Below are 25,118 nucleotides of genomic sequence, written 5' to 3'. Positions count from 1 at the left end.
GGAACCGTATGTCCGGCTCGCCAGCCTCCGGAGCCTGCTCGACCAGCTCATCACCCAGGTGTCGCCCGCGCGGAGCCTCGCCGACACCCTTCAGTCCGTCGCCGACGGCGTCGTCGCGGGACTCGGATACGAACTCGCCGCCATCAATCTGGTCCGCCCGGACGGTGACCTCGTGGTCGCCGCCTTCTCCGGCAGCCCTGCCGCCGAGGCCCTGATCACCGGCAGAGTGGGCTCGCGCGCCTCCTGGGACCGCCGCCTCACCATGGGTGAGCTGTGGGGCTCCCTCCGCTTCATCCCGCACACCGAGGGCTGGGTCCTCGACAACGACGACGTACCGCAGTGGCACACCGAAGGACCGGCACCTCAGTTCGAGGACGAATGGCACCCCGCCGACCGGCTGTTCGCACCGATGTATCTGCCGAGGGAGGGTGAGGAGGAACTCCTCGGCGTCATATCGGTCGACCGGCCGCGCAACGGGCGCCGCCCTGGCCCATGGGGCCGGGAGGCACTCCAGGTCTACGCGGCCCATGCCGCGGTCGCCGTCAGCAACGCCCGGCTGCGCGGGAACATGCAGCGGGCCCTGGTGCGCCTGGAGCGGGAGCAGCAGGCGCTGCGCGCGAGTGAGGAGTCGTTCCGGCAGGCGTTCGAGTACGCGCCCAGCGGCATGGCCATCGCCGAGATGGGGGGCGATCAGCACGGCCGGATCGTGCGGGCCAATGACGCGCTGTGCCGGCTGCTCGGCCGGCCCGCGTCCGCGATGCGCCGGTACTCGTTCTCCGATCTCGTGCACCCCGAGGACATCGGGACCCTGCTCCGCACCTCGGCCGAGGGCGGCCGCGCCGAATTGCGCCTCAAGCGGCGCGACAGCTCGCGCGACGGCTCGTACGTCTGGGTGTCCATGCGTAACTCCGTTGTCGCGGACACCGTGGACGGGCCCCGCTATCTGCTGACCCACGTCGAGGACATCGAGGACCGCAGGGCTCCGGGCGGCATCGGCGGCATCGGTGGCACCGGTGGCACCGGCGGCGTCGGGGGCACCGGGGCTGCTGAAACGTACTGACAGATCCACGTCGCGGTGCTTATGATCCCCGGGATGATGAACTTCTCCTCGCACAGATCGGGGGAATCGTCCGCGCAAGGTGAGTGCTGATGGCACATCACTTCGCGAACACGATTCCGGCCCACCTGCTGATGTGGCAGCGCGTGCGTGAGTACGCCGTGCCACCGTCCATGATCGAGACCGCGACCGCACGGCGTGCGGTCGGCGACTGGGCCGGGGCATGCGCCGCCGCCCGGGTCGACGTCGATCTCGATCTGCGCGCCGTGCGCGACCGCCACGGCACCGGTCTCCTCACCCGCCTCCGTGCGGATCTGCGCCGGCTGGCGCCGGATCTGCTCCGCTGGCACATGCCCCGGATCGCCCCCGACGGGCGGCTCCGGCCCGGCCTGACCATCTCCCTGGCCCGTTACGGGAGTTCCGGCGCCACGCCGTTCCAGCTGGTGGCGCGGACACCGCCGGCCTGGGCGGACGCCGGACAGCGGATATCCCTGGCCCTGTGGGAGGAGTCCGGGGACGGCGCTCCCGGGCACCGGCCGCGTACGTACTCGTATCCGCACCCGCACCCGCACCCGCACCCGCATCCCGACCGGCGTTTCCGGCTCGACCTGCACCGGCATCTCTGGGATTCCGAGCGGAGCGGCGAACTGGCGCGGCGGTGCGGTGCGGGCGTGGCACTGTCCATGGCGTCGCCCGGCCTGCCCCGCACACCGGCCCGGCCGGGCGTGCCGGACCTGTCCGATCGGTCCGCCGTCCACGACTGCTCGTGGGCGTCGGCACGGTGGGCCGCCGAGGCCGAGCTGCTGTTGGGGGCCGAGGGCCGCCCTCGCGGGGCCTTCACCGTGCGGCTCGGTGCGCGGAGCCGCGCCGTGCTCGAACTCGTCGCCCCCGACGACAGCCATACCCCGACGTTCCGGCCGCTGCGGGAAACGCTGCCGCCACAGGAGGTCGCGGTGCTTCCGGTGCTGCCGGAGGCGGCGGCCCGCGTCCTTCCGGACCTGGAGCTGCTGCGGGCCGGGCTGATCGCGACCGATCGGCTGCATCCGCTCGTCGCCAAGGCATTGGCGGTGTCCGGCCCAGCGGCGGAGTCCGGCTCAGCGCTGTCGTCCGGCCCAACGGTGTCGTCCAGTTCGGCGGTGTTGTCCAGTTCGGGGCCGGCGGCCGGGTCCGTCCGCCGGCCCGGCGATCCGCACCGGGTGGAGTGCCGGGGTGAAGACCACCGGATAGCGCTGCGGGACGGGACACTCACGGCGATCGATCACGACCCGGCACAACTGCGCCGGGAAGAGCTGCTGGTGGCGCTCGGCGGCCCCGCGCTGCCCTGCCTGCGGGCGATCGACGAGGTGCACCGTAACCCCGAGGCACTGCCCGCGGTCCGGGAGCGACTGGGCCACGGTGACATCGCCGGGGCCCTGGCCGTGGTCGAGGGGCTGCTCGGTCCCGGTGCGGTCCTGCGCGAGGGGCCGCTGCGGGAGGAACTGGAGTCGGCCGCGGCCCGCCGCGTCGACCACGGGCTCTTCCGCTCGGGGTTGGTCGCCGTGCATCCCGGTGCCGGTTCGGCGGCGGGCGGAAAGGCCTCGGACCCGAGGCACGCGGAGGCGGGCCACCGCCCCCGACTCGACCACCGTACGCCTCCCGCGATGCGCCTCAAGCAGAGCAGCCGGGCCCGGCCCCGTACGGGCATGAACCTGAGTGCCGGCTGACCGGCCGTCCCATCTGAGTCCGGTGCTCGCACGGCGCATTCCGCGCCGCACGCCCCTGTCGTCCGGGACGGGCCGTCCCGATCCCTCATCCCACCCAAGGTGATGCCCATGCCCTCCAGTACCTTCCTGCCCGCTCCGGCTCCGGCTTCCGTACCTGCTCCCGCGCCTGTTCCCGCTCCGGCTCCCGCTCCCGTTCCCGGGGCCGGCCCGGTCCCGGCCGCCGACGCTTCAACACCCACCTCCGTCGGCCGATCCGGAACCGACACCCAACTCGTCGGCACCCAACTCGTCGGCACCCAACTCGTCGGCACTCAACTCGCCGGCGCCCAACTCGCCGTCGCCGACGACCTCCTGGCCCTCCTGCGCACGACCACCACCGAGCCGCGCCCCGACGAGCAGCTCGAAGCGCTCACCCTGGCCGTCGCGGCCGACCTGCCCGTGCTGCTCTGGGGCGAGCCGGGCATCGGCAAGACCGCCGCCCTGACGCAGCTCGCCACCTCCCTCGACCTGCCGCTGACGACCGTGATCGCCAGCGTCCACGAGCCGACCGACTTCTCCGGGCTGCCCATCGTCGGCGACGACCCGGCGGTGCAGGGGGTGCCGATGGCGCCGCCGCAGTGGGCCGTCGAACTGGTACGGGCCGGGCGGGGGCTGCTCTTCCTGGACGAACTCTCCACCGCCACCCCGGCCGTCCAGGCCGCGCTGCTCCGTGTCGTCCTGGAGCGGAAGGTCGGTGCGCTGAGTCTGCCGCCGGACGTACGGATCGTGGCCGCGGCCAATCCGAGCGCGTCGGCGGCGGACGGATGGGAGCTGAGTCCGCCGCTGGCCAACCGGTTCGTCCATCTGTACTGGGTGCACGACCGGGAGGTGGTGGTGCGCGGACTGGGCGGGGTCTGGCCCCGGGCGGAGCTGCCCCGGCTGGCGCCCGAGCGGCTGCCGGAGGCGGTGGCTTTCGCCCGGCGCGCGGTCTGCGGTTTCCTGGCGGCCCGTCCGACGCTGATCCACCGGTTGCCCAGCACGGAGACGCGGCGCGGCGGGGCCTGGCCCTCGCCCCGGAGCTGGGAGGCCGCGTTGGCCCTGCTCGCCTTCGGCACGGCGGCCTCCGTCTCCCGGGAAGTGCTGGCACTGCTGGTGCGGGGCACGGTGGGGGACGGGCCGGGACTCGAACTCCTCGCCCATCTGGACCGGATGGACCTGCCGGACCCGGAGTCGCTGCTCGCCGATCCGGCCTCCGCCGAGCTGCCGGAGCGTGGCGATCTGCGGCAGGCCACGCTGGAGGCGGTGGTGGCCGCCGTCGGGGCGCGGCCCGAGCGGGCACGGTGGGAGGCGGGCTGGGCGGTGCTGGTCCGGGCGCTGGAGACCGGCGCCCCCGACCTGCTGGTCGCTCCCGCCACGGCGCTGGCGTCGCTGCGGCGCGACGACTGGGAGGTGCCGGAGGCGGTGGAGCGGCTGGTCGGGGTGATCGGTCTCGCCCGGCGGGCGGACCGGTCGGTGGGGCGGGTCGCGGCGGCGGCCGACGCCCGGCGTGCGACGGGGGTACGCCGATGACGGGGGGCGCGAAGCACCCTCTGCCGCGCCCCGCGTCGACGGGAGGCGCGAAGCAGCACCCTCTGCCGCGCCCGATGGCCCGGCCCGCGCCGCCGCGCCCGGTGCGGGCCACCGTACCGAAGCCACCGGCCGGCTCCGGCACACCGTACGGCTCCGGCACACCGTACGGCCCGCCCGGACTGCCGCTGGACATGGAGAAACTGCTGGCCGCCCGGCTGCACGCGGTGAAGGTCCGGCCCTACCTCGCGAGCGCGCTCTTCGCGCTGCACGTGGTGGAGGACCGGTCGGTGCCGACGATGGCGGTGGACGCACACTGGCGCTGCTACGTCTCCCCCGGCTTCGTGGCGCGCATGCCGGTGGAGGAGCTGGCGGGCGTCTGGGTGCACGAGGTCTCCCATCTGCTCCGGGACCACCACGGGCGGGGCGAGCGGTATGCGCGGGAGCACGAGGAGTACGGGCCGGGCGCGCGGCTGCGGCGGAACATCGCCGCCGACTTCGAGATCAACGACGACATCTACGGTGACGGTCTGCCGCTGCCCGCCGGGGCGGTGCTCCCGTCGCTGCTGCGGCTGACCGACGGGCTGCTGATGGAGGAGTACCTGCGCACGGCGTCGATGTCGGGGCTCACCGGTGATCTGGCCTGGCTGGACTGCGGCAGTGGGGCCGACGGGCAGGAGCGGCCATGGGAGCTGGGACCCGACGGGGCGCACGGGCTCAGCAAGCAGCAGCGGGACGCGGTCCGCTTCCGGGTCGCCGAGGGGATCAGGGGCCGGCCGGGCGAAGCTCCGGAGGGATGGCGCCGGTGGGCCGACGAGGTGTTCCATCCACCGCAGCCATGGCGGAAGCTGCTGGGGGCGGCGGTCCGCTCCGCGGCGAGTGCGCCGGGGGCGGGCGAGAACCACAGCTACCGGCGTCCGTCCCGGCGTTCGGTCAGTGTCCCCGGCGTGCTGCTGCCGAGCCTGCGCCGTACACCGCCCCGGGTCTGCGTCGTGATCGACACCTCCGGGTCGGTGAGCGATGCCGAGCTGGGCAGCGCGCTGCTGGAGGTGGCGGCGATCTCGCGGGCGGTGGGCGGGCGGCGCGACCTGGTGTCGGTGATCTCCTGCGACGCGGCGGCCGGGGTCGCCGTCCCGCTCTGCCGCGCCGAGAACATCGAACTGGTCGGCGGTGGGGGAACGGATCTGCGCTCAGGTTTCGCGCGGGCCCTCCGCTCCCGCCCCCGCCCGGACGTGATCGTCGCCCTGACGGACGGTCAGACACCGTGGCCCTCGGCGCAGCCGCCCTGCCGCACCGTTGTCGGACTCTTCCCCCGTCAAGCGCGCGCGGTGGACGAGGAAAACCCCGACTACACCCCGGACACCCCGCCGCCCTGGGCGCGTGTCGTCACCATTCCCTGAGAATCGGGCAACGCCCGGATCGTCTCAGCGGATGCCGTAAGTCCGGTGGTACGGCGATTCCGCGTCGGTGGCCCGGAGGAAATGTGGGGCGCGAGCCGGCCCACCGGCCGTACGGCGGATTTCGCCGGCTCCTGCCCCGCAGGAACGGCAGTCCCGGTCGAGCGCGTCCTTGATGCCTTGCGCCTTGATCTCGTCCTGGCGGCAACCGCACCCGCGGGTCGGCCAGTACGTTCCAGTACCAGGCCGGGTGGGCCGGCGCCCCGGCGGCGGAGGCCGTCACCGCGTAGACGCCGTCCTGCTCGATCCGGATCAGCGGGGTCTTCCTGACCTTGCCGGACTTCGCGCCCCTGCTGGTCAGGATGACCACCGGACGGCCCTCCAGCGTGCCGCCCTCGCGCCCGCCGGTCGCCTCGTACCGTGCCACCTGCTCCCGAACGCGCTCGCTCGGGCTGGGCTCGTACTCCATGTCGGCGCTCCTCCGCTCTCAGCCCGCGACCAGGTCGAACTCATTGCCCTCGGGGTCGGCGAAGGTGGTCCAGCGCACCGTGCCCTTGTCGACGTCGTTCAGCGGGGTCGCGCCGAGTGCGGTCAGCCGCTCCGACTCGGCCTCGAACTCGGTGGTGACCAGGTCGAGATGGAGCCGGTTCTTCACCGACTTCGGCTCGGGAACCTGGTGGAAGCTCAACCTCGGCACGCCCTCCGCCGGGTCGATCGCGGCGAACTCGGCGCTCGCGCCGGGGGCGACCTGCCGCCCCAACGCGTCCGCCCAGAAGCGGGCCAAGTTGGCGGCGTCTGCGGTGTCGACGCTCAGGCTGTACAGGGTGCTACTCATGATCGTTACTCCTCGGGGTGAAGCGGACTCATGATTTGAGGTCGGGTGGGGGAGTCGGGAGCAGGGAGTCGGGATCCGGGAGCAGGATCCGGGCTCCGGCTCCGGGATCCGGGAGCCGGTCTCCGCTCTCCGGGGCTCCGGGCTCCGGGCTCCGGGCTCCGGGAGTCTGCTCAGATCGCGGTCCGGCCGCCGTCCACGGCGACCGTTGCACCGGTGACGTAACTGGCCTTCGGCGAGGCCAGGAAGGCGACCACCTCGGCGATCTCGGCGGGCTCGGCGGCGCGCTTCATCGCGGTGGTCGCGCCCAGCGCGTCGAACAGTTCACGGCCTTCGGGCCGGGTGTAGACCGGGCCGGGGGCCACGGTGTTGAAGCGGACACCGCGGGCGCTGTACTCGGCCGTCCAGCTCTGGGTCAGCGAGGCCAGCGCGGCCTTGGTCGCGCCGTAGGCCGCACCGGTGGCGAGGCCGAGACTGCCGGCCATGCTGCCGATGTTGATCACGCTGCCCGACCCCCTCGCGGCCATCGCCGGGGCGAAGGCGGCCACCAGGAAGAAGGGCGCGCGGACGTTGCCGTCGAACATGGCGTCGTAGTCGGCCGGCTTCAGCTCCTCGGTCGGCGCCCAGAACGACACCCCGGCGTTGTTGACCAGTACGTCGATCTCGCCCACCTCGGCAGCCAGCCGGCTCGCGCCGTCCGGGGTGGTGAGGTCGACGGCGACGAACCGGGCCTGGCCGCCGGCCGCGGCGATCTCCGCCACGGTCTCGGCGCCGCGCTGAGTGCTGCGGCCCGCCACGACGACGGAGAGGCCGTCGGCGGCCAGCCGGTTGGCGATGGCCCGGCCGATGCCGGAGGTGGCGCCGGTGACCAGCGCCCGACGCGCGGTCAGGGGGCGGGAGTCGGAGGCGGCGCTCTGTGCGGACATGGAAGGCATGGAAGACTACCTTTCGAGAATAGAAGTCAGACAGGTCTGTCTGGCAAGAAGAAGGTAGACAGACCTGTCTGGCTATGTCAACGCCAAAGGTCCTCCTTCCAGACAGACAGATCGGTCTGTTAGGGTGGGGGCTATGTCTGAAAAGCTGCCTTCTCCCAAGGAACGCAGTGCTGCCGCGCGGGCGCGACTGCTGGCGGCGGCCAACGAGTTGTTCTACGCCGAGGGCGTGCAGTCGGTCGGGATCGATCGGGTCATCGAGCGCGCCGGGGTCGCCAAGGCGACGCTCTACAGCGCGTTCGGAAACAAGGACGGCCTCGTCAGGGCCTATCTCCAGGCCCGCCACGCGGCCACCGCCGAGCGGATGGAGCGCGAGCTGCGAGCGCGCTACGACACCCCGAAGGAGCGTCTGATCGGCGCCTTCGAGGTGCAGGGGCTGTCCTTCACCGAGCCGGGCTTCCGTGGCTGCGCGTTCGTCAGCGCCAGCTCCGACGCCCCGCCCGGAGGCGTGGTCGACCGGGCCGCCCAGGACTACCGCGCGTGGCTGCACGACCTCTTCCAGGACCTGGCCAAGCAGGCCGGCGCCACCGACGCCAGATCACTCGCGCAGCAGATGGTCCTGCTCTACGACGGCGCCGGCATCAGCGCCTGGATGGACCGCGACCCCAGCGCCGAAAACGCGGCCCGCGCCCTGGCGGCCGTTGTGGTGAACGCCGCGATCCCGGATTGAGCCGCCCCCTGGCCGGGTCGACAACAGCGCCCGGTGGCGGCCGGAAGCGGGTGATCCCGCTGGTCATCCCACCGACGGAGCGAGGGCACCCGGTTACCTTCGGCCGACGGAGCGAGGGCGCGCCGTTACCTCTGGAGGGCGCCCCGTTCCCTCAGCGGATGAGTGAGCGGACGGTGGGCGCCAGCCGCAGGAGCTGGGGGGCCGCGGTCTGCGCCCGCTCGATGTCCGGAAGGATCTCGTCCCGTACGAGGGGATGGGCCATCGCATCGGCGAGGTGGCGGCGGTGAGCGTTCTCGTTCGGGTACGAGGTGAAGAGCGCGACGACGTTCTCCCCGGTGCGGACCGGGAGCCTGGGAAATGTGTTGGCCGCCGTCTCCGTGGTGAGTACGGCGAATGGTGCGGGCCCGGTCTGCCGCAGCAGCGGGACGAGACCGTCCTGGATCAGTCCGATGCCGTCGTGGGTGTTCGGAGGGAAGTGCCACAGGACGGCGGCCACGATCCGGTCCGGTGCCGTGGCGCCTGGCCGCCGCCGGTCGGACGGGGTCACCCGTTCGGACGGGGTCACCGCGAAGCTTCGCCAGGCCGGCAGGGGCCGCAGCAGCAGGACATTGTCGGAATCGACCATGGTGGCGTTGGCCTGTGGGCCGTGCGCGGCCCAGACCGGCCCGCCGTAGAAGGCAGACAGGGCCTCCCGCCGGGTCTCCATGTCGGTGAAGCCGCGCAGCCAGACGAAACGGTCCGGATCGTCGAGGTCGCGGAACTGACCGAGGACGATCATCCCGGTCTCTTCCTGCGTTTCGACGAACTCCCGGTCGAACAGCTCGATGAGCTCGTCCCGCCGGCCTGGGCGCAGGGTGTACTGGCGCAGCTCGATCACAGCGGGGTGGGTGGCGGGGTCGGTTCTGGGCACAGCGGATTCCGTTCTTCTCACACTTCGAGCCGTTCTTCTCACGCTTCGAGGCGGGTGGACCGACCTCGGTCAGACGGTAGGGCCCGGGTGTGCCAGTACCTGTCAGTGTTTCGGAGCAGAATCCTCGTATGTCTGCCGACCGGTTGCTGTCGATGCTGCTGTTGCTCCAGACCCGTGGCCGTATGTCGGCACGACGGCTGGCCGATGAGCTGGGGGTCTCCGTGCGTACCGCCTACCGCGACCTGGACCGTCTGCAGGCCACCGGGGTCCCGGTCTACGCCGAGCAGGGCCGCACCGGCGGCTATCAGCTGCTCGACGGTTACCGCACCCGTCTCACCGGGCTGAGCGAGCGCGAGGCCAGGGTGCTCTTCCTCGCGGGACTGCCCACACCCGCCGCCGATCTGGGGCTCGCCGAGGAAGTGGCCGCGACGCGGCTGAAGTTGCTGGCCGCTCTGCCCGCGGACATGCGCGAGGAGGCGACGCGGACCGACGCGGTGTTCCACCTGGATGCTCCGGGTTGGTACCGGGAAGCCGAGGCGACCCCGTATCTGCCCCTGCTCGTGGACGCGGTGTTCAGCCGGCGAGCGGTGGACGTGCGGTACCGCCGCTGGCGCGAACCGCAAGAGGTGGACCGCCGGCTGTATCCCTATGGCCTGGTGCTCAAGTCCGGCACCTGGTACCTCGTGGCCGCGGCCAAGGGCCGGACCGCCACCTACCGGATCACCCAGGTCCTCGACGCGGTTCTGAGCGATGAACGCTTCGAACGGCCGGAGGACTTCGTCCTGGGCGAGTACTGGTCGTCCTACCTGGACGGCTTCCAAGCGCGTCGTTATACGGGCACCGCCACCATCCGGCTGTCGCCGAGGGGACGCGAGCGCCTGGCTGCCAACGTCCCCCCTGAGGTGGTACGGGCATTCGCCGCCACCGCGACCGCGGTCGGCGATGACGGCTGGAGCGAGGCCGTCATCCCGACCGAGAGCACCGAGCACGCGTGCGGGGAACTGCTACGGCTCGGTATCGACGTCGAGGTCGTCGCGCCGCAAGAACTCCGGCAGGCCATGGCTGCCACGGTGCACGCACTCGCCCGGACCTATGGACACATAGCCCCGGCGGGACCGAGGCAGGGATATCCGACCGACCGGGCGCAGACATGACGTAAGAGGCCTGAACAGGTCTGAACAACACGGAGACCCAGGTCGGGGATCATGTCCTTGACCCGGGCCTTTGGCGACGGAGCGGGTGACGGGACTCGAACCCGCGCTCAGGTCTTGACTTGCCGCCTCTTCCGGCCTCGTGGAGAAAAAAATCCCCTGATCCAGCGGCCGGCAGGGGAAGGGCGCATCGATCACCCGTCAGCCGGGTCCGCGTCCCCCCTGCCCAAGGGCGGCAGGCTGCTTTGCGTCGATGGAGAATAGACCTCGCCGGGTTTCGGGAATTCAACGGCCGGCGACAGACGCAGTTCTTTGGATTCCGCGGAGTAGGCGTACAGGCCAAAATCACCCAACCCCGACGATCCGCACTGCCCTTCCCGGATGTTGACGGAAACCCATACATCCCCTCCCGCAGGAATAGTGTCCACCTTCCAGGAAAACCCACACACCTCTCTGGTTTCGCTTTCCTCTATCAGGCTGCTCAGTTGAAGCTGTGCCCCCGCCGAAATAAGGCCCGTCCCGTCTTTCTTGAAGTTGATCCAGTCCCCTCCGGGATTGCTCCAGGCGCCGACGACCTGCCCTTCCGTCGGGACGGGGAAATCTCCTTCGTCCGTGCAGCCGGACACACTCATCACGAGGACCGCAGCGAGGATGGCGACAAGCGGGGATTGCCGGCTTCGTCTAGTGCGGCACATATACTTCCTCAATCCAGGTGATTTTCAAGTCCATGTCTGTCTGACCATCAGGCCAGATGAAGCAGGACACCCCGAGTAGTTCGTATTCGAGAGTGTAGGAACCGAGCGCAAGGCTTGCGGGGCCGGCTCCATAGATTCCTGCGGTGAAGAACCCCGTGGCGTCCGTGAGCCCCTCCCATGCTTTTTCGGAATCGTTCCGCTTGGCGTGAGACGTGCTGAACGCCCCATCGGCCCTGTACACGCTGTCCAGCGGCCTGTCCTGCCATGCCGGTTCTGCCATTGGCGCGTGCCCGCCGGTCGCCGTGCCCGCCGGTCACCGGGCCTGCCCCTCACCGGGCCCGCCCGTCACCGAGGCCGTGCCGCGTGCGACGGCCGTGACTCCCTTCGCTGCGTCCTGCGTCCTGCGTCCTGCGTCCTGCGTCCTGCGTCCGGCTCGCCGCGGACCGCTCGCTGCGTTCGGCGCGCACCTTCTGTGTGAGTGCTGTTTGCCCGTTGTACGCCTTTTCCCTGTCTGATGGCGCACGGTCGTGAACGCGACGGGTGTTGTCCCGTGCGTCCGCGGCCGTCTCACTCCGCACGCTCCGGTGTTCGGTCAGACAACGTTGTCTTCTTCCAGGGCGGACTGTGCGGGCATTTCGCGACGCTGGAGAGGTTACGTGCCCATCACATCCCAAGCCCCCTTGCCCCGCGGGGTTCCCCCGCGGACCGCCCGCCGACGTCATCGGCCCCTGCACGCGACGGTCGCCGTGCTGCTCACCGGCGCACTCGGCTTCGGCGCGCTGGCCGGTGCCGGCGCGGCCTCGGCCGTGCCCGTCGCGTCCACGTCCGCGGGGACGTCCGGCGGTACGGACTACACGAAACTCGTCGATCCGTTCGTGTCGACCGCCGGCGACGACGGCAACGACCTGCCGGGCGCCCAGGCGCCTCACGGTCTGGCCAAGGTCAACCCGCTGACCACGCCGAACCGCAACCACACCGGGTACGACTACAACGAGGACCACATCGCCGGGTTCACCTCGACGAACCTCGACGGCGTCGGCGGCTCGGGAGGCGGCGGCGACCTGCTCGTCGTCCCGACCTCCGTGCAGTACGACAGCCGCCCCGCCACCGGCACGTACGCCCACCCGTACAGCCACGACGACGAGACCGCGACGCCCGGCTACTACCAGGTGGGCCTCGGGGCCCTCTCCGGCACCGGGTCGTCGGTGAAGCAGGACTCCGGCACCATCAAGGCCGAGATGGCCGCGACGACGCGCACCGCGCTCCAGCGGTACAGCTTCCCCGCCGGCTCGAACCCCCAGCTCGTCCTCGACCTGGCGAACAACTTCACCAGCCGCACCCGCTCGACCATGAAGGCGACGACGCTCCCTGACGGGACCACCTCGATCACCGGGCTCGTCGCGGGGTCGTTCAACGGCGCCTCGTACCAGCTGTACTACAACGCCACCACGAACGTCCCCGTGACCTCCCTGAAGAGCTGGGGCAACGACGGCAGGCTCAGCGACGCGACCACGCGGGACGGGTCCGACACCGGCGCCGTCCTCGGGTTCGACAAGTCCGCCGGGGACGACATCGAACTGCGCGTCACGCTGTCCCCGATCAGCGCGGAACAGGCCGCGATCGACCAGCGCGCCGAGGTCGGCGGCCTCACCTTCGACCAGGCGCGCGCCCGGACGAAGGCCGAGTGGAACAGCGCGCTCGGCGCCGTCGCCGTGCGCTCCTCGGCGAAGTCCGACCCCGGGTCGACGCTCACCAAGGAGTTCTACACGCACCTGTACCGCATGTACGCGCTGCCGGTGAACGCCACCAGCACCAGCGGTACGTACCGCGGCGCCGACGGAGCGGTGCACAAGGCGAACGGCTTCACGTACTACGACGGCTGGTCCACCTGGGACGACTTCCGCAAGTACTCCGTCGAGGCGTACATCGACCCGGCCACCTACCGGGACATGGTGCAGTCGCTCGTCGTGCTCTTCGCCGACGCGCGCACCTCCGGCAAGAGCCTCGGCAGCCTCACCCACTCGGTCCCGACCGTGCGCTGGGAGCGCTCGGCCGTGCTGGTCGCCGACGCGCTGTCGAAGGGCTTCACGAACTTCGACCGGCTCGACGAGGCGTACCCGGCGCTGCTGTCCTACTCCGGCTTCTACACGGGGGCGCAGCTGCGCCAGGGATACGTCACCGGGGATCCCGGTACGACCGTCCAGCGCGGCTACGACCAGTGGGCGCTCTCCGTCATCGCCGACGCGCTCGGCAAGAAGGCGGACGCGAAGAAGCTGCGCACCCAGTCGACCATGGCGATCGACAACCTCGTGAAGTCCGGCGCCTGGACCGCGGCCGACGGCACCGAGGTCGGTCTGCTCACCCCGCGCGCCGCGGGCGGTGACTGGCAGAGCGCCGACTACGAGAGGTTCGAGGCGGCCGGCCTCTACCAGGGCACGCTGTGGCAGTACCACTGGTACGACGCGTACGACATGGGCGGCCTCATCGAGGCCATGGGCGGCCCGAAGGCCGGGAAGGCCGCCGTCAGGCACATGTTCGGCGAGGACTCCACCGCCGACGACGGCTCGACCATGCTGCACTCCAACGCGAACGAGATCGACCTCCAGGCCCCGTACCTGTTCAACTACGTGGGCGAGCCGAGCCTGACGCAGAAGTGGGTACGCGCCATCTACACCGGCACGACCTGGAACCGCTACATCGCGACGGGCTCCACGAACGAGGCCCCCAGCTCCGGCGGCCAGTTCACCCCGCCGGTCAAGACCCAGGTCTACAAGCTCTCCCCGAACGGCTTCCTGCCGACCATGGACAACGACGCCGGCACCATGTCGACCATGTTCGTCGGTGCCGCCCTGGGCCTGTTCCCGGTGACCGCCGGTTCCAGCCAGTTCCAGATCGGCAGCCCGTTCTTCGACTCCACGACGATCACCTACGCCAACGGCTCCCGGTTCACGGTGAAGGCCGACGGGGTCTCGCGGAGCAACTACTACGTGCAGAACGCGACCCTCAACGGCAAGCGGTTCGACAACACGTGGCTCGACTACTCCCAGATCATCTCCGGCGGCACCCTGGACTTCACCATGGGCTCCAAGCCCTCCCGGTGGGGCGCCCACACGAAGCCCGCGTACTCGCTGAACACCGACTCGGGCGACACGGGTGACGGCGGTACGGGTGACGGCGACACGGGTGACGGCGGTACGGGAACGGAGAAGGGCGACACCGTCGTCTCCGCCCGGCCGGGCACCGTCGGCACCGCCGCGGACGGCACCGTCGACGGCAGTGTGAAGCTGACCCTGGACGGACCGGCGTCGTTCGCCGCCCGCAAGGGAACGAGCCTCACCAGGACCGGGGCGGCGACCGTGACCGGTCTGCCGGGCGGTGTCACGGCGGACCTCCGCGTCAGCGGCTCGCGCACGGCGACGCTGTCGCTCACCGGCACCGCGAAGGTCGACGCGCGCTTCGGCATCACGTTCCACGACACGGCCTTCGCCCACGGCGTGCGGGCCTCGACGGTGGGCGGCACCGGGATATCCCCGACCGACCCGCTCGTCATCTCCGCCGCCGCGGTGCATCGCGAGGCCCTCGGCGCACTCGTCGACCAGGCGTCCCTGGTGCGCGGCGGCAACTACTCCGACGGCTCCTGGAGCCTGTTCCGGTCGGCGCTCGAACGCGCGCGGACCGTCCTCGCGGACACCGCGTCCGCGACCGGCACGATCATGGCCGCGGACGACGCGCTGCACTCCGCCATCGACGCGCTCACCATCGACGAGGGCGGCTACGCGGTCCTCCAGGCCGAGGACCCCGACCAGAAGGAGGGCCCCAGCCTCATCAGCGAGCGGAACAACTCGGACGGCAACCTCGGCGGCGTCACCGAGGGCTCGTGGGAGCGGTTCACCAAGCTGGACTTCGGCGGGGTCGCCCCGCAGAGCGTCTCGGTCCGCTACGCGAACTCGCAGGCGACGAACGCCGAACCGAGCAGCGTCGACATCCACGCCGGCGCCGCCGACGGTCCCGTCGTCGCCACCGTCCAGCTCCCAGGAACCGGCGGCTGGCAGTACTACAGCACGGTGCAGGCGCCCGTCACCGACCCGGACGCCCTGCTGGACGCGGAGAGCGCGACGTTCGTGTTCCACGCCCCGTCCGGCCAGCAGTGGGTGTCGAACTTCGACTGGTACCAGTTCTCGCCGTACGAGGTCTCCGCGTCCCCCACGACCACGCTCGCCACGCTGACCGCGGTGAACCCCACCACGACCGGCGACGGCTCGCTCCCGCTCAACCTCTCGAACGGCATCTTCGAGAACGTGACGAACGGCGCGTGGGCGCGGTGGCAGGACACCGACCTCCGCGACGGCGCCGACACCGTCACCGTCAGCTATGACAAACCCCAGTCGCGCGCCGCGTCGGACTCGCACATCGAGCTGCGCCTCGGCTCGAAGGACGGCCCGAGGAGCGTCGACATCCCCCTCGACTACAGCGGATCGGGCTGGGGAACCATCGCCACCACGAGCGTGCGGCTCGACCCGGGCGTCTTCACCGGCGTCCAGGACGTGTACGCGGCGTTCGTCTCCAGCACGCAGACCACCGCCCAGCCCTATGTGGCCAACGTCTACTCGCTGACCCTGACGCAGGACGCCGGCGCCCCCGTGGGCTTCGACGCCACCGCGTTCCGCTCGAACAGCGGCGGCGGGCTCAAGAGCGAGCCGGTCGGCTGGACCGGCTCGGGGTCCACCACCGACCTCGGCGGCACCTACGACGGAGCCTGGCTCGACTACGGGGACATCGACTTCGGCGGCTCCCCGAAGAGCACCGTCACGATCACCTACGTCAACAACTCCGCCCGCTGCGGCACCGGTTCCGCCGTCCAGCTCTATCTGGACTCCTTCGACGCGGCCGACCCCGGCACGCCGTACGCGACCGTACCGCTGCCGGTCACCGGAAGCGCGTGGTCGTCAGGAGGGACGACGAGTCTGACACTGCCCAAGGCGATCACCGGCACGCACGCCGTCCATCTGCGGTTGACGACGAACCCGGACTCCTCGCACCCGTACGTCGCGAATCTGGGCCGGATCACCTTCGACCACGTCGACACGCCCGTCGTCACGGACAAGTCCGCCCTGCGCAACGCGATCGAGCGGTACGAGGGACTCTCCGGCGACGCGGAGCGCTACAACGCGATCGACTTCGGTGTGTACGAGCGCGAACTCGCCGCGGCGCGCGCCCTCGTGGACACCGACGACGCGACGCGGCTCGAAGTCGACACCCGGACGCGCAGCCTCACCCTGGCCGCCGAACAGCTGGTCCCGGTGGCGAGGCTGCGGCTGGAGGACCTGGTCACGACCGCGTCGGCCCTCGACAACGACCGCTACACGGACACGTCGTGGAAGGCGTTCACCAAGGCGCTCGCCGAGGCGAGGACCGCGGTCGAGGACGACACGGCCACGGACGCGGCCCTCACCGCGCGGTACGGGACCCTCCGCCACGCCCTGTCCGCGCTCACCACGAAGCCCAGGACGGCGCCCGCCGCGCCTGACGCGGTGTCGGCGACGTCGTCAGGCTCCAGCGTGACCGTCGCCTGGTCCGCGCCCGAGGACACCGGCGGCTCACCGGTCACCGGCTACCGGGTCACCCTCGGCGACGGCCACCAGGTCGAGATCCACGATCCGGACAGCCGGAGCACGACGTTCACCCGGCTGCGGGCCAACAGGTCGTACACGGCACGCGTCCAGGCGGTGAACGCGTTCGGCGCCTCGCGCCCGAGCGCCGCCACGGCGCCCGTGGTGACCGGCGGCGGCAAGCCGCAGAAGCCGGCCGTGACGGGGGTGATCACCGACGGCAAGCAGGTCCGTGTGACCTGGCGGGCGGCCGGCGACGGCGGATTCCCGGTCATCGGCTACACCGTGGCCCTCGGCGACGGGACCACCGCGCATGTGCCCGCCACGACCGGCACGGCACTGCTCACGACCACGGGCAAGGCCAAGGCGCACACGGCCACCGTGACCGCGGTCACCCTGGCGGGAACCTCGGACGACTCCCGCGCGACCGCCACGGCGACCGCTGCGGCGGATGCCACCGCGACCGCCGCACCGGACGCCTCCGACCCGGCGTACGAGCCGTCCCCCTTCCCGGACGACACGCTCAACGCGGCCTACGCGTCGGACAAGTGGCCGGGCACCGGCGACGGGACCGACTACTTCTACGGCCTGCTCAACGGCATCGAGGACCTCGGCGCCGACATCCTCGGAGCCGACGCCAAGGTGCCGAACGGCACCGCGCTCACCGCGGAGAACGACCGGATCGCGGTGGGTGTCAACAACGCGGCGACACAGAAGGAGGTGGACCGCGCCGAGGTCGACGCGACGAACAGCGCCACCGTCACGATGGCCGACGGTCTCGGCTCCCGGCTCGGCCAGATCTACCGCGACGCCCTGGACGGCGGCCGGCTGCCGAAGACCAGCGCACTGTTCTCCCGCGTCACGAAGGACCTCGACAAGGTCGACGCGGCGAAGGACCACTACGCCTACCCGCGCCCGTATGTGCGGCTCGGGTTCGTCGGCGACGGCGGCGGCATCTACGAGTCGCAGGACGGCTCGTACGGCAGCCTCGCCACCAGCGGCTCGTACCCGAGCGGCCACACCTACGGCGGCTACGAAGCCGGAACCATCCTCGCCACGCTCCTGCCGGAGCTGGCACCGTCGATCCTCGCGCGCACCTCGGAGTACGGGGACAACCGCATCGTCCTCGGGTTCCACTACCCGCTCGACGTCATGGGCGGGCGCATCGCCGGACAGGCCACCGTCGCGCACCGATGGGCGGACCCCGACTTCGCGAAGCTGCTGACCCAGGCCCGCACCGAGATGGAGAACGTGCTGCTCGCGCAGTGCGAGAAGGAGGGATACGGCGACACGCTCGCGGCCTGCGAGGGCGACTCCTACGGCGGTCTGAGCACGGCGCAGCACGTCGACCTGTACACGCGGCGCCTGACCTACGGGTTCTCCCAGGTGGGGAAGTCCGGGCAGGCTCTCAGGACACCGTCCGACGCGGCGGCCCTGCTGATCACCGCGTTCCCGGACCTCACCACCGAGCAGCGCACGCAGATCCTGGAGCAGACCGCGACGGACTCCGGGTACCCGCTCGACCTCACGGCGGACGGCGGAGCGAGCTGGGAGCGGATCAACCTGGCGGCGGCGATGTCGGCGCGCGTCGTCGTCAACGCCGACGGGTCGGTCACGGTGAGGAACTACGCGGACGCCACCAAGGCCGCTGTCGCCGACGCGAAGGCGATCACCGTCGGAGGCGTCGCGATCGACGGCTTCGACCCCGCCGTGTCCACGTACGTCGTCGACTGGCCGAAGAACAAGAAGATCCCGGCCGTCTCCGCCGTACCGGCCCGGTCCGGCGCGCGGGTGAAGGTCACCGACGGCAGTCCGGTCCTCTCGTCGACCGGATCCCGGTTCACCACCCGCACGATCAAGGTGACCTCGGCCAACGGTTCGGTCACCCGGACCTACACGGTCGGGTTCCAGCTCACGGACCGCGACGACCGGCCGCTCACGGCCGGCGGCAAGGGCCGTGACGCCGGTGACGCCGCGATCGCGGGATCCGGCTTGTGGCCCCACTCGGGCCTGTTCGGCATCGGAGGCATCGGAGGCATCGGGGGGATCGGAGGCATCGGGGTACGTTCGGTCGGCGGCGCCTGACTCCGGTCACCGGTGTGGACGGGGCCCAGGTGATCCCCAGGGCGCTGGGCACGACGTAACCGCGAGAGGCGCACCGCCGACGACGACCGGCCCCTTCGGGCGAACCCTGGTGTTCGCCCGGAGGGGCCGTCGGCATAGCCGCGTCCAGCACGCCACCGCCGTCCGCGAGGCCGGCACCGGGTGCGCCGACGGCACGAGCCGACGGCGCTCGTTTCTACGCGGTGAACGTGGTCGCAGGCCGACGAGCCTCCAGGACGACCGCCGTGCCGGCCACGGATCGGTCCTCGTGCATGGTGATCACTTGGCCGGGCCGAAGGTGCTGCCACCGCGAGGCGTCAAGAGGAGCAAGCCGTACCGAGGCCTGCCCACCGGGCTCCAGGAAGGGCGTGAACTCCACCCAGAGCCGGGCGATGTCGAGGACCGGTTCGCCGGCCGGGGTCCGGTTTCCGATGTTCCACATCGGTCGCAGGACGCCGGCCCCGGAGATGGGCGTCCGCCGTCGCGCTTCGGAGGCCGGGCGGAGGGCGAGATCGGCTCGGATGGGGGACGTCCATGCCCACATTCTGGACCGGTCTCCTGCCGCTGACCCTGAAGTCGTACCGGCGCAGGGGCTGTTTCCCTGGAAAACAACGAAGCCATTGGTGAGGATGGTCAGATGGGGACGGCACGTCACATGCGGTGGGGCTGGTTGGCGCTGACGGTGGTGGCCGTGGGGGTGGCCGTCACCATAGCCGTTCGGGCGGGAACCGGGGATGTGGACCCGGGCGGGCTGGTGGTCGGGCTGGTCAGCCTGGTGCTGGCGATAGCGGGCCTGCACCAGGCGGTGTCCTCCCAGGCATGGCAGGACACCGACACCGCCGGACTCGCCGACCGCCTCGCCGGCATCATCAGGGAACGCGAGGAGGAAGCCCGCCACAGACTCCTCGGCGGCAGCGACCGCACCATCAACGTCGAGTTCACCTTCCTGCCCTCCCCCGCCCACCCCGCCACCGGCGCGGCGCCCCAAGGCACGTTGGAAGAAGTCGCCGCCTACTACCGTGATCTCCGGTCAGGCCGCCTCGTCATCACCGGCGCACCCGGAGCCGGCAAGACCGTACTCGCCCTCCACCTCATGCTGCTCCTCCTCGCCGACCGGGCGCCGGGCGGCCCCGTTCCCGTACGCCTGTCGTTATCCACCTTCGACCCCGACCGGAACAAGCTCGACACCTGGCTCGCCGACCATCTCACCCGTACCTACCAGCTACGCCCGACCGCGGCCGCCGCCCTTGTCACCGACCGACTGATCCTCCCCGTGCTCGACGGGCTCGACGAGATGGACGCCGACGAGAGTCCCGGGCTCGACGAGATGGACGCCGACGAGAATCCCGGGCACGGCTCCCGCGCCGCGGCCGCTCTGGAGGCCATGAACAGCTACCTCCATGGCACCACCAAGGGCCAGCTCGTCCTCACTTGCCGCAGCGCCCCCTACGTCGCTCTCGAAGACGCGGCTCTGTGGGCAGAGGACGCCTCCCGTATCGACATCGCCCGCGTCAGCCTGGCCGCGACCGAGACGTTCGTCGCCGCCCGCACCCGCACCCTGGCCCGCTGGACACCCGTTCTGAACGCCCTCCGCGCCGACCCGGCCGGTCCACTGGCCCTGGGCCTGTCCACACCCTGGCGGCTGACCGTAGCCCTCGCCGTCTACGACGAACGTCACCCCGACGGTCGCTGGGTCCGTGATCCCGGGGATCTCCTTGAGCGCGCCCTGGGGACCCCCGAGCAGATCCGGGACCACCTGCTCGATCTGTTCATCCTCGGCGCCTCCCCGGCAGGCGGTACGACAGGGCCCTACACCCGGCAGCAGGTACGCACCTGGCTGACAGTCCTCGCCCGCTACCTGCACACCAACACCACCGGCGTCCGCGTGGTGGCCGGACGGCAGCTGTCGGGCACCGACCTCGTACTCCACGAACTGTGGCCGCTCACCGGCCACCGCCGCGCCCGCACCGTCCACGTCCTGCTGACCGTCGCGGTGTGGGCCGTCGTCGACCTGCCCGCCGTCCTGCTCGACGCCTGGCACGTGTACGCGGTGAACGTGGCACTCATGGTGGCGGCCGGTCTTCTCATCGGAGTCCCGCCCTGGCCCGTACCGTCCCGGCTGCAACGAGTAACCGCCCGGACGCCTGCTGAAAGACGCCAGCTCGTGAACGGGCTTGTGGGCGGGCTCTTCTGGGGAGTGCTCGTGGTCGTGGCCGACTTCGGGAATGTCGTCGGGCTGGTGACCGGGCTCGTATACGGATCGGTGGTAGGGCTCGCCGGTGGTGCGATGGTCGGCGCCGGACTGGCGGGTGTGCTTTCGGACGCACACAAAACTCGCAGGTCACACGGGAACGCGTCGCCGCGCGGCATGGTGCGGGACGACCTCGTGACCGGGTTCGCGACCGGCCTTGTGGTCGGGCTCGCGTTCGTCCCCTTCTATTGGTTCGCCCTGGGCCCCGAACTCGCGCTCGGGGCGGTACTCATCTACATGCTGCTGTTCGGTCTCGGCGGCGGGCGTGCGCTCGCGCTCCTCTACAACCGCCTGTTCAGATGCGGTTACCGGGGCGCGCTCGACGCGCTCTTCAGGCCCTGGCGTGCGTTCGGACCCCTGTTCAGGACCGGCGCCGGCCCGGCCCTCGGCGCCGCCGGTGTCCGCTACGTAGCCTTCCTGCTCTGTACCCGCCGCTGGTGGTCCGACGAACCACTGCCCTGGCGCCTCGGCCGTTTCCTCGACTGGTGCTGCGACGCGGGTCTGACGCGCACCGCCGGGATCGCGTACCAGTTCCGCCACCGCGAGCTCCAGGACTTCCTCATCCGCAGCGACGTCCACCACGACCCGCTGAACCGCCCCACTTCCGCGCGAATGACACGACCCTGAGCTTGTGGGGCGAGCAGCCGCGGAGCAGGCGGGTCCGACCGGGCTCCTTGTACGGTCGCCTCAGCCGTCGGCGGCGCGGCGGCGGTTCAGTCGCGAGCCGAGGCAGAAGGCGGCGGCGCCCGCGGCGAGAATGCCGACGGCCGGCAGAATCAGGTCCTCGGTGTCCCCGCCGGTATCCGCGATGGTGCCCGTCCCCGTACCGTTGGCGGCGTCTCCCGTCGGAGACGACCCCCCGGCCGCGGAGGCCGCCGTAGGCGTGGCGCCCGGGGCTGTCGTGCCGTCGCCATCCGTGCCTGAGCCGCCGTCCGTGCCCGGTCCGCCGTTCGTGCCCGAGCCGGTACCCGTCTTCGTGATCTTGAACGACCCGGCGAAGTTTTCCTGCCCGCCGTCCAGCGTGCACGGCACGGAGAGTTCGAGGGCCTCGCCGCTCGCCTTCTTCCCGACGACGTTCAGGACGATGTCACCGACGGTGATCCGCGCGGTGCCCGGCCGGGTGAAAGCGGGAGTGAGCGCGGCGCCGGTCGCCGTGATGCCGAAGGAACCGGATGCCGGGATGTTGGTCCTGGTGATGTCGAGAGGCACTCCGATCTGCCTGTCGCCCTGTGGCGCGTCCACCTTGATCTTCGCGTCCACCGTGCCCTCAACGGTTTTCACACCGATCCGGCCGATCCACGGTGTGATGTCCGCGGCCACCGTCGTTCCCGCGCGGATGGCGATTTTCTTACTGGGTTGGCCGAGCGCGACCGACGCCGGGAGATTCGCGTCGATCCGCGCCGTGATGTGCTGGTCTTCGATCCACGGAACGTCGCATGTGTACTTCAGCGTCAGCGAAACCGGTTGTGCGACCGCGGTTCCGGCTCCGAAAACCCCCATGACCCCGACGGCGGCTCCTGACGCCGTGACTAACCCAAGGGCGATCCTCACCCCGGGACTTCCCTTCCCGCGCCTGTCAGTCATATGCCACCTCCGTGACGTGGTCCGCTGCGTTTTCCATCGGTACTCGATTATGGAGCTTCTCCGGAACGACACGCTGTTCCGGTCGGTGAAGGTTCCGGGTCCGTCCTGCCCGCTGAATTCGATCGGCGAGAGGGGTGGTGCGCGTGGAACAATTGGGCGAGGCGGTCGTGGAGTTGAGCGTGACGGAATTGGCGGACCGCGCCGGCCCGGCACAGCACACCTCGGAGGTGGGCGTCGTCCAGGAAAGCGATCAACGTTCCAGGGCAGCCGACCTGCCGGCGGCAGCCACACGCGCGACAGGGCCACCCACTGCCCCCAAGCGGTGAAACCCGACGGCGTCCGCGAGGCCGTCGGTGTGGGCGCGGAGGAACTCCCCGGGATCGCTCACCGTATCCGCCGGGGACGGGACCGCTGGTGGATCAGCGTCGGCCCTTTCGGAGGGCTGCCCCGCCCTCACGTCCGCCCTTGAACCGGGCTGAAACCGCCAGGTCGAATTACTCACTCGAATGAGTGGTCAACCTTTGGTGCCGGCGTCCGGGAAGGGGAGGGGTGCCACCCTGGGCTCACGAGTCATTGCTCGTGGACCGGGTCGCGGTGGGTATTCGATTCGCCCATCGCACAAGAAAATGCGAGGTCTTCGCGTGCCGGAAGAATCCATTATCCACAGCAAGGCCCGGCATTACTACACCGTGTTCCATCACGAGCGGGACGGGTGGGTCGGCGAAACCGACGTGTACGCCTGGGTGGGCCGTACGACGCGGGAGTTCAAACTCACTCCAGGAACCGCGCCCGCCGACGCGCTGCGGAGATCCCTTCTGGAGTACTGGAGGAGATTGTTCGTCCCTATGGACACAGACGGGGACGGCGTCGTATCACGCGATGAATTCCTGGCCGGGTTCGTCAGCCTGGGGGACAAGCCGGATGATTACGCGCGGATTGTCACGCCGTCCGCCAAGGTCTTCGTGGCCACCGCCGACGTCGACGGAGACGGCGAACTCGACAAGTCCGAGTTCAAGCGTCTGTTTCAGTCGTCTTTCGCGCTGAGCGACGAAGATATCGACGTGTCGTTCGGCGACATCGACACCGACGGCTCCGGTTCCATCTCAACTGATGAGCTGAGAGCCGCCATTCGCGTGTTCCACAGCAGTACTGATCCGAACGACCGAGGTCACCGCCTTCTGGGAGCCCTGCGTTCCTGAGTCGACAGAACCGGACAGTGTCCTCTCCTCCGGCTCCGCCGGTCCCACTTCGACCCGCGCTCAGGAACAACACGCCAGGAGAAAAGACCGTGACCACCCATCTGCGGACAACCAGGGCCCCGCTGGTGACAGCGCACGCCAAGCGCATCGTGGACGAGACCGGTGTACTGAACAATCCGTACTTCCGAACGCTGGTGGACGGAAGCATGTCATTGGAGAACTTCCGCACAAGCCAGGAGCAACTAGGTTTCGCCGTCACCTACTTCGCCCGCCCGATGGCTGTGCTGGTGTCCCGGATCGAGCACCCCGCGGACCGCGTCGGCATCCTGGGCAATGTGGTGGAAGAACACGGCGGATTCCGCCCGCGGGAATTCCATCACGAGACCTTCCGCCGATTTCTGGCGAGCATCGGCAGCGACACCGTACGGCTGAACGGCCTGAAGATGATGCCGGCCGTCCACGCGTACAACAGCGTTCTCAGCGCGGTGTGTACATGGGAGGACCCGCAGGTAGGAATCGGCTGCATGGGCGCGATCGAGTACGCATTCGCCTCGGTGTCGGCGATCACGGGCAGCGCGGCGGTGAACCGCGGTTGGGTCGCCCCAGCCGACCTGACGCACTACGGCCTCCACTCCGAAATCGACGAACAACACGCGGAGGACTTCTTCCTGCTGCTGGAACCCCACTATCAGAACCCAGCCGCACGAAGCAGAATCGACCAGGGCCTCGGCCTGGGCGCGTACGCGCTGAACCGCCTCTACAGCGATCTGTCCGAACTGGGTCCTTCACGGCAAAACTGATCACGGCGGAGTCCACGCCGGTCATACGGCGGGCGTTGAGCCAGGTTGTCTGTCGATACGGTGTGCGGAGCGGGACCTGGTCCTATCCTGTGCCCCTGTGCCCCTGCCACAACGCCGCGCACCGGTGCACGGCGACGAAGGGTGGCAGGCGGTGCAGTGTGCGCCTCCACTCACGTGAGCCCGTTCAAAGGAACCCGCATGAGCCAGATGCCTGGCGCCGTCAGGTCCGTCCGCGCCCTGCTTCTCACGGTGGGCGCGGGGAACATTCTCGCTGCCCTGTGGCTCGTAGTGGCCGCTGCCACCTTGGAGACCGGTGCCATGGGTGGACTGATAGTTGGCGTGCTCCTCCTTGCGGCGCTTCCGTTCGGGATGCTCGCCGCAGCCGCGATCGTCGTTGCCGCGAAGTGCCCCAACGGCGGCAAGGGCGTCCGCATCGGCGCAGTTGTCGTCGGCTCACTGGTCATCGTCGGCTCATCGATCATCACCAGCACCGCGATCGACGCGAAGCTGCCCAACGGCGCGTGGGGCTTTGGTGTCGCGGCCGGCGCCCTCGTGATCGTCCTCTTGACCAGGCAGAACACCAGGGACTGGTTCGACCGGCCGCGCCACTGAACTGATAC

At 70.5% G+C, this 25,118-nt stretch carries 17 protein-coding genes and 1 pseudogene; 11 read left to right on the top strand and 7 right to left on the bottom strand.

Going from position 1 to position 25,118, the window contains the following annotated elements; genetic code table 11:
- Positions 1 to 34: 34 nt before the first annotated feature.
- The 4 genes and pseudogenes from cdgB to OG214_RS18565 all read left to right on the top strand — a co-directional run.
- Positions 35 to 979, top strand: a pseudogene (gene cdgB / locus OG214_RS18580) (diguanylate cyclase CdgB); the annotation flags it as partial.
- A 170-nt stretch (positions 980 to 1,149) separates the two neighbouring features.
- Positions 1,150 to 2,760 (top strand): hypothetical protein, encoded by a 1,611-nt coding sequence (locus OG214_RS18575; RefSeq protein ID WP_405985352.1) that lies wholly within the window; start codon positions 1,150 to 1,152, stop codon positions 2,758 to 2,760.
- Positions 2,761 to 2,868: 108 nt separating this feature from the next.
- Positions 2,869 to 4,308: a sigma 54-interacting transcriptional regulator gene (locus tag OG214_RS18570; RefSeq protein ID WP_405985351.1), complete on the top strand. Its 1,440-nt coding sequence runs from the start codon at positions 2,869 to 2,871 to the stop codon at positions 4,306 to 4,308.
- A gap of 191 nt (positions 4,309 to 4,499) precedes the next feature.
- Positions 4,500 to 5,705: a DUF2201 family putative metallopeptidase gene (locus OG214_RS18565; protein ID WP_405987543.1), complete on the top strand. Its 1,206-nt coding sequence runs from the start codon at positions 4,500 to 4,502 to the stop codon at positions 5,703 to 5,705.
- Here OG214_RS18565 and OG214_RS18560 read toward each other — a convergent pair.
- From OG214_RS18560 to OG214_RS18550, 3 genes are all read right to left on the bottom strand, one after another.
- Positions 5,692 to 6,171, bottom strand: a complete 480-nt coding sequence (locus OG214_RS18560) for a nitroreductase/quinone reductase family protein (RefSeq protein WP_405985350.1) — start codon at positions 6,169 to 6,171, stop codon at positions 5,692 to 5,694. The two genes, OG214_RS18565 and OG214_RS18560, sit on opposite strands and share 14 nt — an antisense overlap.
- 18 nt (positions 6,172 to 6,189) lie before the next feature.
- On the bottom strand, positions 6,190 to 6,537 hold the full coding sequence (locus OG214_RS18555) for a VOC family protein (protein WP_363080909.1): 348 nt from the start codon (positions 6,535 to 6,537) through the stop codon (positions 6,190 to 6,192).
- A 170-nt stretch (positions 6,538 to 6,707) separates the two neighbouring features.
- The gene (locus tag OG214_RS18550; RefSeq protein WP_365903342.1) at positions 6,708 to 7,460 is read right to left on the bottom strand and encodes an SDR family oxidoreductase; all 753 of its coding nucleotides are present in this window, start codon (positions 7,458 to 7,460) and stop codon (positions 6,708 to 6,710) included.
- 142 nt (positions 7,461 to 7,602) lie between these two features.
- On the opposite strand from OG214_RS18550, the gene OG214_RS18545 reads away from it, so the two are divergent.
- Positions 7,603 to 8,196: a TetR/AcrR family transcriptional regulator gene (locus OG214_RS18545; protein ID WP_405985349.1), complete on the top strand. Its 594-nt coding sequence runs from the start codon at positions 7,603 to 7,605 to the stop codon at positions 8,194 to 8,196.
- Between the two features lie 151 nt (positions 8,197 to 8,347).
- Here the strand turns inward: OG214_RS18545 and OG214_RS18540 are convergent, their stop codons facing one another.
- Positions 8,348 to 9,106, bottom strand: coding sequence for an NIPSNAP family protein (locus OG214_RS18540; protein WP_405985348.1), 759 nt, complete (start codon positions 9,104 to 9,106; stop codon positions 8,348 to 8,350).
- A gap of 128 nt (positions 9,107 to 9,234) precedes the next feature.
- On the opposite strand from OG214_RS18540, the gene OG214_RS18535 reads away from it, so the two are divergent.
- Positions 9,235 to 10,260: a helix-turn-helix transcriptional regulator gene (locus OG214_RS18535; RefSeq protein WP_405985347.1), complete on the top strand. Its 1,026-nt coding sequence runs from the start codon at positions 9,235 to 9,237 to the stop codon at positions 10,258 to 10,260.
- A gap of 191 nt (positions 10,261 to 10,451) precedes the next feature.
- On the opposite strand, the gene OG214_RS18530 is transcribed toward OG214_RS18535, so the two are convergent.
- The gene (locus OG214_RS18530) at positions 10,452 to 10,889 is read right to left on the bottom strand and encodes a hypothetical protein (protein ID WP_405985346.1); all 438 of its coding nucleotides are present in this window, start codon (positions 10,887 to 10,889) and stop codon (positions 10,452 to 10,454) included.
- 719 nt (positions 10,890 to 11,608) lie between these two features.
- Between OG214_RS18530 and OG214_RS18525 the strand changes: the two genes are divergently transcribed.
- Positions 11,609 to 18,646: a glycoside hydrolase domain-containing protein gene (locus OG214_RS18525; RefSeq protein ID WP_405985345.1), complete on the top strand. Its 7,038-nt coding sequence runs from the start codon at positions 11,609 to 11,611 to the stop codon at positions 18,644 to 18,646.
- A gap of 214 nt (positions 18,647 to 18,860) precedes the next feature.
- Here the strand turns inward: OG214_RS18525 and OG214_RS18520 are convergent, their stop codons facing one another.
- Positions 18,861 to 19,106, bottom strand: a complete 246-nt coding sequence (locus tag OG214_RS18520) for a hypothetical protein (RefSeq protein ID WP_405985344.1) — start codon at positions 19,104 to 19,106, stop codon at positions 18,861 to 18,863.
- A 195-nt stretch (positions 19,107 to 19,301) separates the two neighbouring features.
- Here OG214_RS18520 and OG214_RS18515 point away from each other — a divergent pair, with 195 nt between their 5' ends.
- On the top strand, positions 19,302 to 21,542 hold the full coding sequence (locus OG214_RS18515) for an NACHT domain-containing protein (RefSeq protein WP_405985343.1): 2,241 nt from the start codon (positions 19,302 to 19,304) through the stop codon (positions 21,540 to 21,542).
- A 60-nt stretch (positions 21,543 to 21,602) separates the two neighbouring features.
- Here OG214_RS18515 and OG214_RS18510 read toward each other — a convergent pair whose 3' ends face one another.
- Entirely contained in the window at positions 21,603 to 22,415 is an 813-nt protein-coding gene (locus OG214_RS18510) for a DUF6801 domain-containing protein (RefSeq protein ID WP_405985342.1), read from the bottom strand.
- A gap of 725 nt (positions 22,416 to 23,140) precedes the next feature.
- Between OG214_RS18510 and OG214_RS18505 the strand changes: the two genes are divergently transcribed.
- The 3 genes from OG214_RS18505 to OG214_RS18495 all read left to right on the top strand — a co-directional run bounded on the left by OG214_RS18505 (position 23,141) and on the right by OG214_RS18495 (position 25,110).
- The gene (locus OG214_RS18505; protein ID WP_365903349.1) at positions 23,141 to 23,698 is read left to right on the top strand and encodes an EF-hand domain-containing protein; all 558 of its coding nucleotides are present in this window, start codon (positions 23,141 to 23,143) and stop codon (positions 23,696 to 23,698) included.
- 89 nt (positions 23,699 to 23,787) lie between these two features.
- Positions 23,788 to 24,498: a TenA family transcriptional regulator gene (locus tag OG214_RS18500; RefSeq protein WP_405985341.1), complete on the top strand. Its 711-nt coding sequence runs from the start codon at positions 23,788 to 23,790 to the stop codon at positions 24,496 to 24,498.
- Positions 24,499 to 24,696: 198 nt separating this feature from the next.
- Positions 24,697 to 25,110 carry a hypothetical protein gene (locus OG214_RS18495; protein ID WP_405985340.1) on the top strand — a complete coding sequence of 138 codons (414 nt, stop codon included), beginning with the start codon at positions 24,697 to 24,699 and terminating at the stop codon, positions 25,108 to 25,110.
- The last annotated feature ends 8 nt before the right edge of the window (positions 25,111 to 25,118 follow it).

Origin of the sequence: Streptomyces sp. NBC_00872 (genome assembly GCF_045161915.1) — a bacterium.
GTDB lineage: Bacteria > Actinomycetota > Actinomycetes > Streptomycetales > Streptomycetaceae > Streptomyces.
The sequence above is the reverse complement of the archived record's forward strand: the minus strand, read 5'-3'. Positions and strand labels throughout refer to the sequence as shown.

Coding starts and splice junctions, on each gene's coding strand:
- OG214_RS18575 (WP_405985352.1), top strand. CDS start 1,150: ATGGCACATCACTTCGCGAACACGATTCCGGCCCACCTGCTGATGTGG.
- OG214_RS18570 (WP_405985351.1), top strand. CDS start 2,869: ATGCCCTCCAGTACCTTCCTGCCCGCTCCGGCTCCGGCTTCCGTACCT.
- OG214_RS18565 (WP_405987543.1), top strand. CDS start 4,500: ATGGAGAAACTGCTGGCCGCCCGGCTGCACGCGGTGAAGGTCCGGCCC.
- OG214_RS18560 (WP_405985350.1), bottom strand. CDS start 6,171: ATGGAGTACGAGCCCAGCCCGAGCGAGCGCGTTCGGGAGCAGGTGGCA.
- OG214_RS18555 (WP_363080909.1), bottom strand. CDS start 6,537: ATGAGTAGCACCCTGTACAGCCTGAGCGTCGACACCGCAGACGCCGCC.
- OG214_RS18550 (WP_365903342.1), bottom strand. CDS start 7,460: ATGTCCGCACAGAGCGCCGCCTCCGACTCCCGCCCCCTGACCGCGCGT.
- OG214_RS18545 (WP_405985349.1), top strand. CDS start 7,603: ATGTCTGAAAAGCTGCCTTCTCCCAAGGAACGCAGTGCTGCCGCGCGG.
- OG214_RS18535 (WP_405985347.1), top strand. CDS start 9,235: ATGTCTGCCGACCGGTTGCTGTCGATGCTGCTGTTGCTCCAGACCCGT.
- OG214_RS18530 (WP_405985346.1), bottom strand. CDS start 10,889: ATGAGTGTGTCCGGCTGCACGGACGAAGGAGATTTCCCCGTCCCGACG.
- OG214_RS18520 (WP_405985344.1), bottom strand. CDS start 19,106: ATGTGGAACATCGGAAACCGGACCCCGGCCGGCGAACCGGTCCTCGAC.
- OG214_RS18515 (WP_405985343.1), top strand. CDS start 19,302: ATGGGGACGGCACGTCACATGCGGTGGGGCTGGTTGGCGCTGACGGTG.
- OG214_RS18510 (WP_405985342.1), bottom strand. CDS start 22,415: ATGGGGGTTTTCGGAGCCGGAACCGCGGTCGCACAACCGGTTTCGCTG.
- OG214_RS18495 (WP_405985340.1), top strand. CDS start 24,697: ATGAGCCAGATGCCTGGCGCCGTCAGGTCCGTCCGCGCCCTGCTTCTC.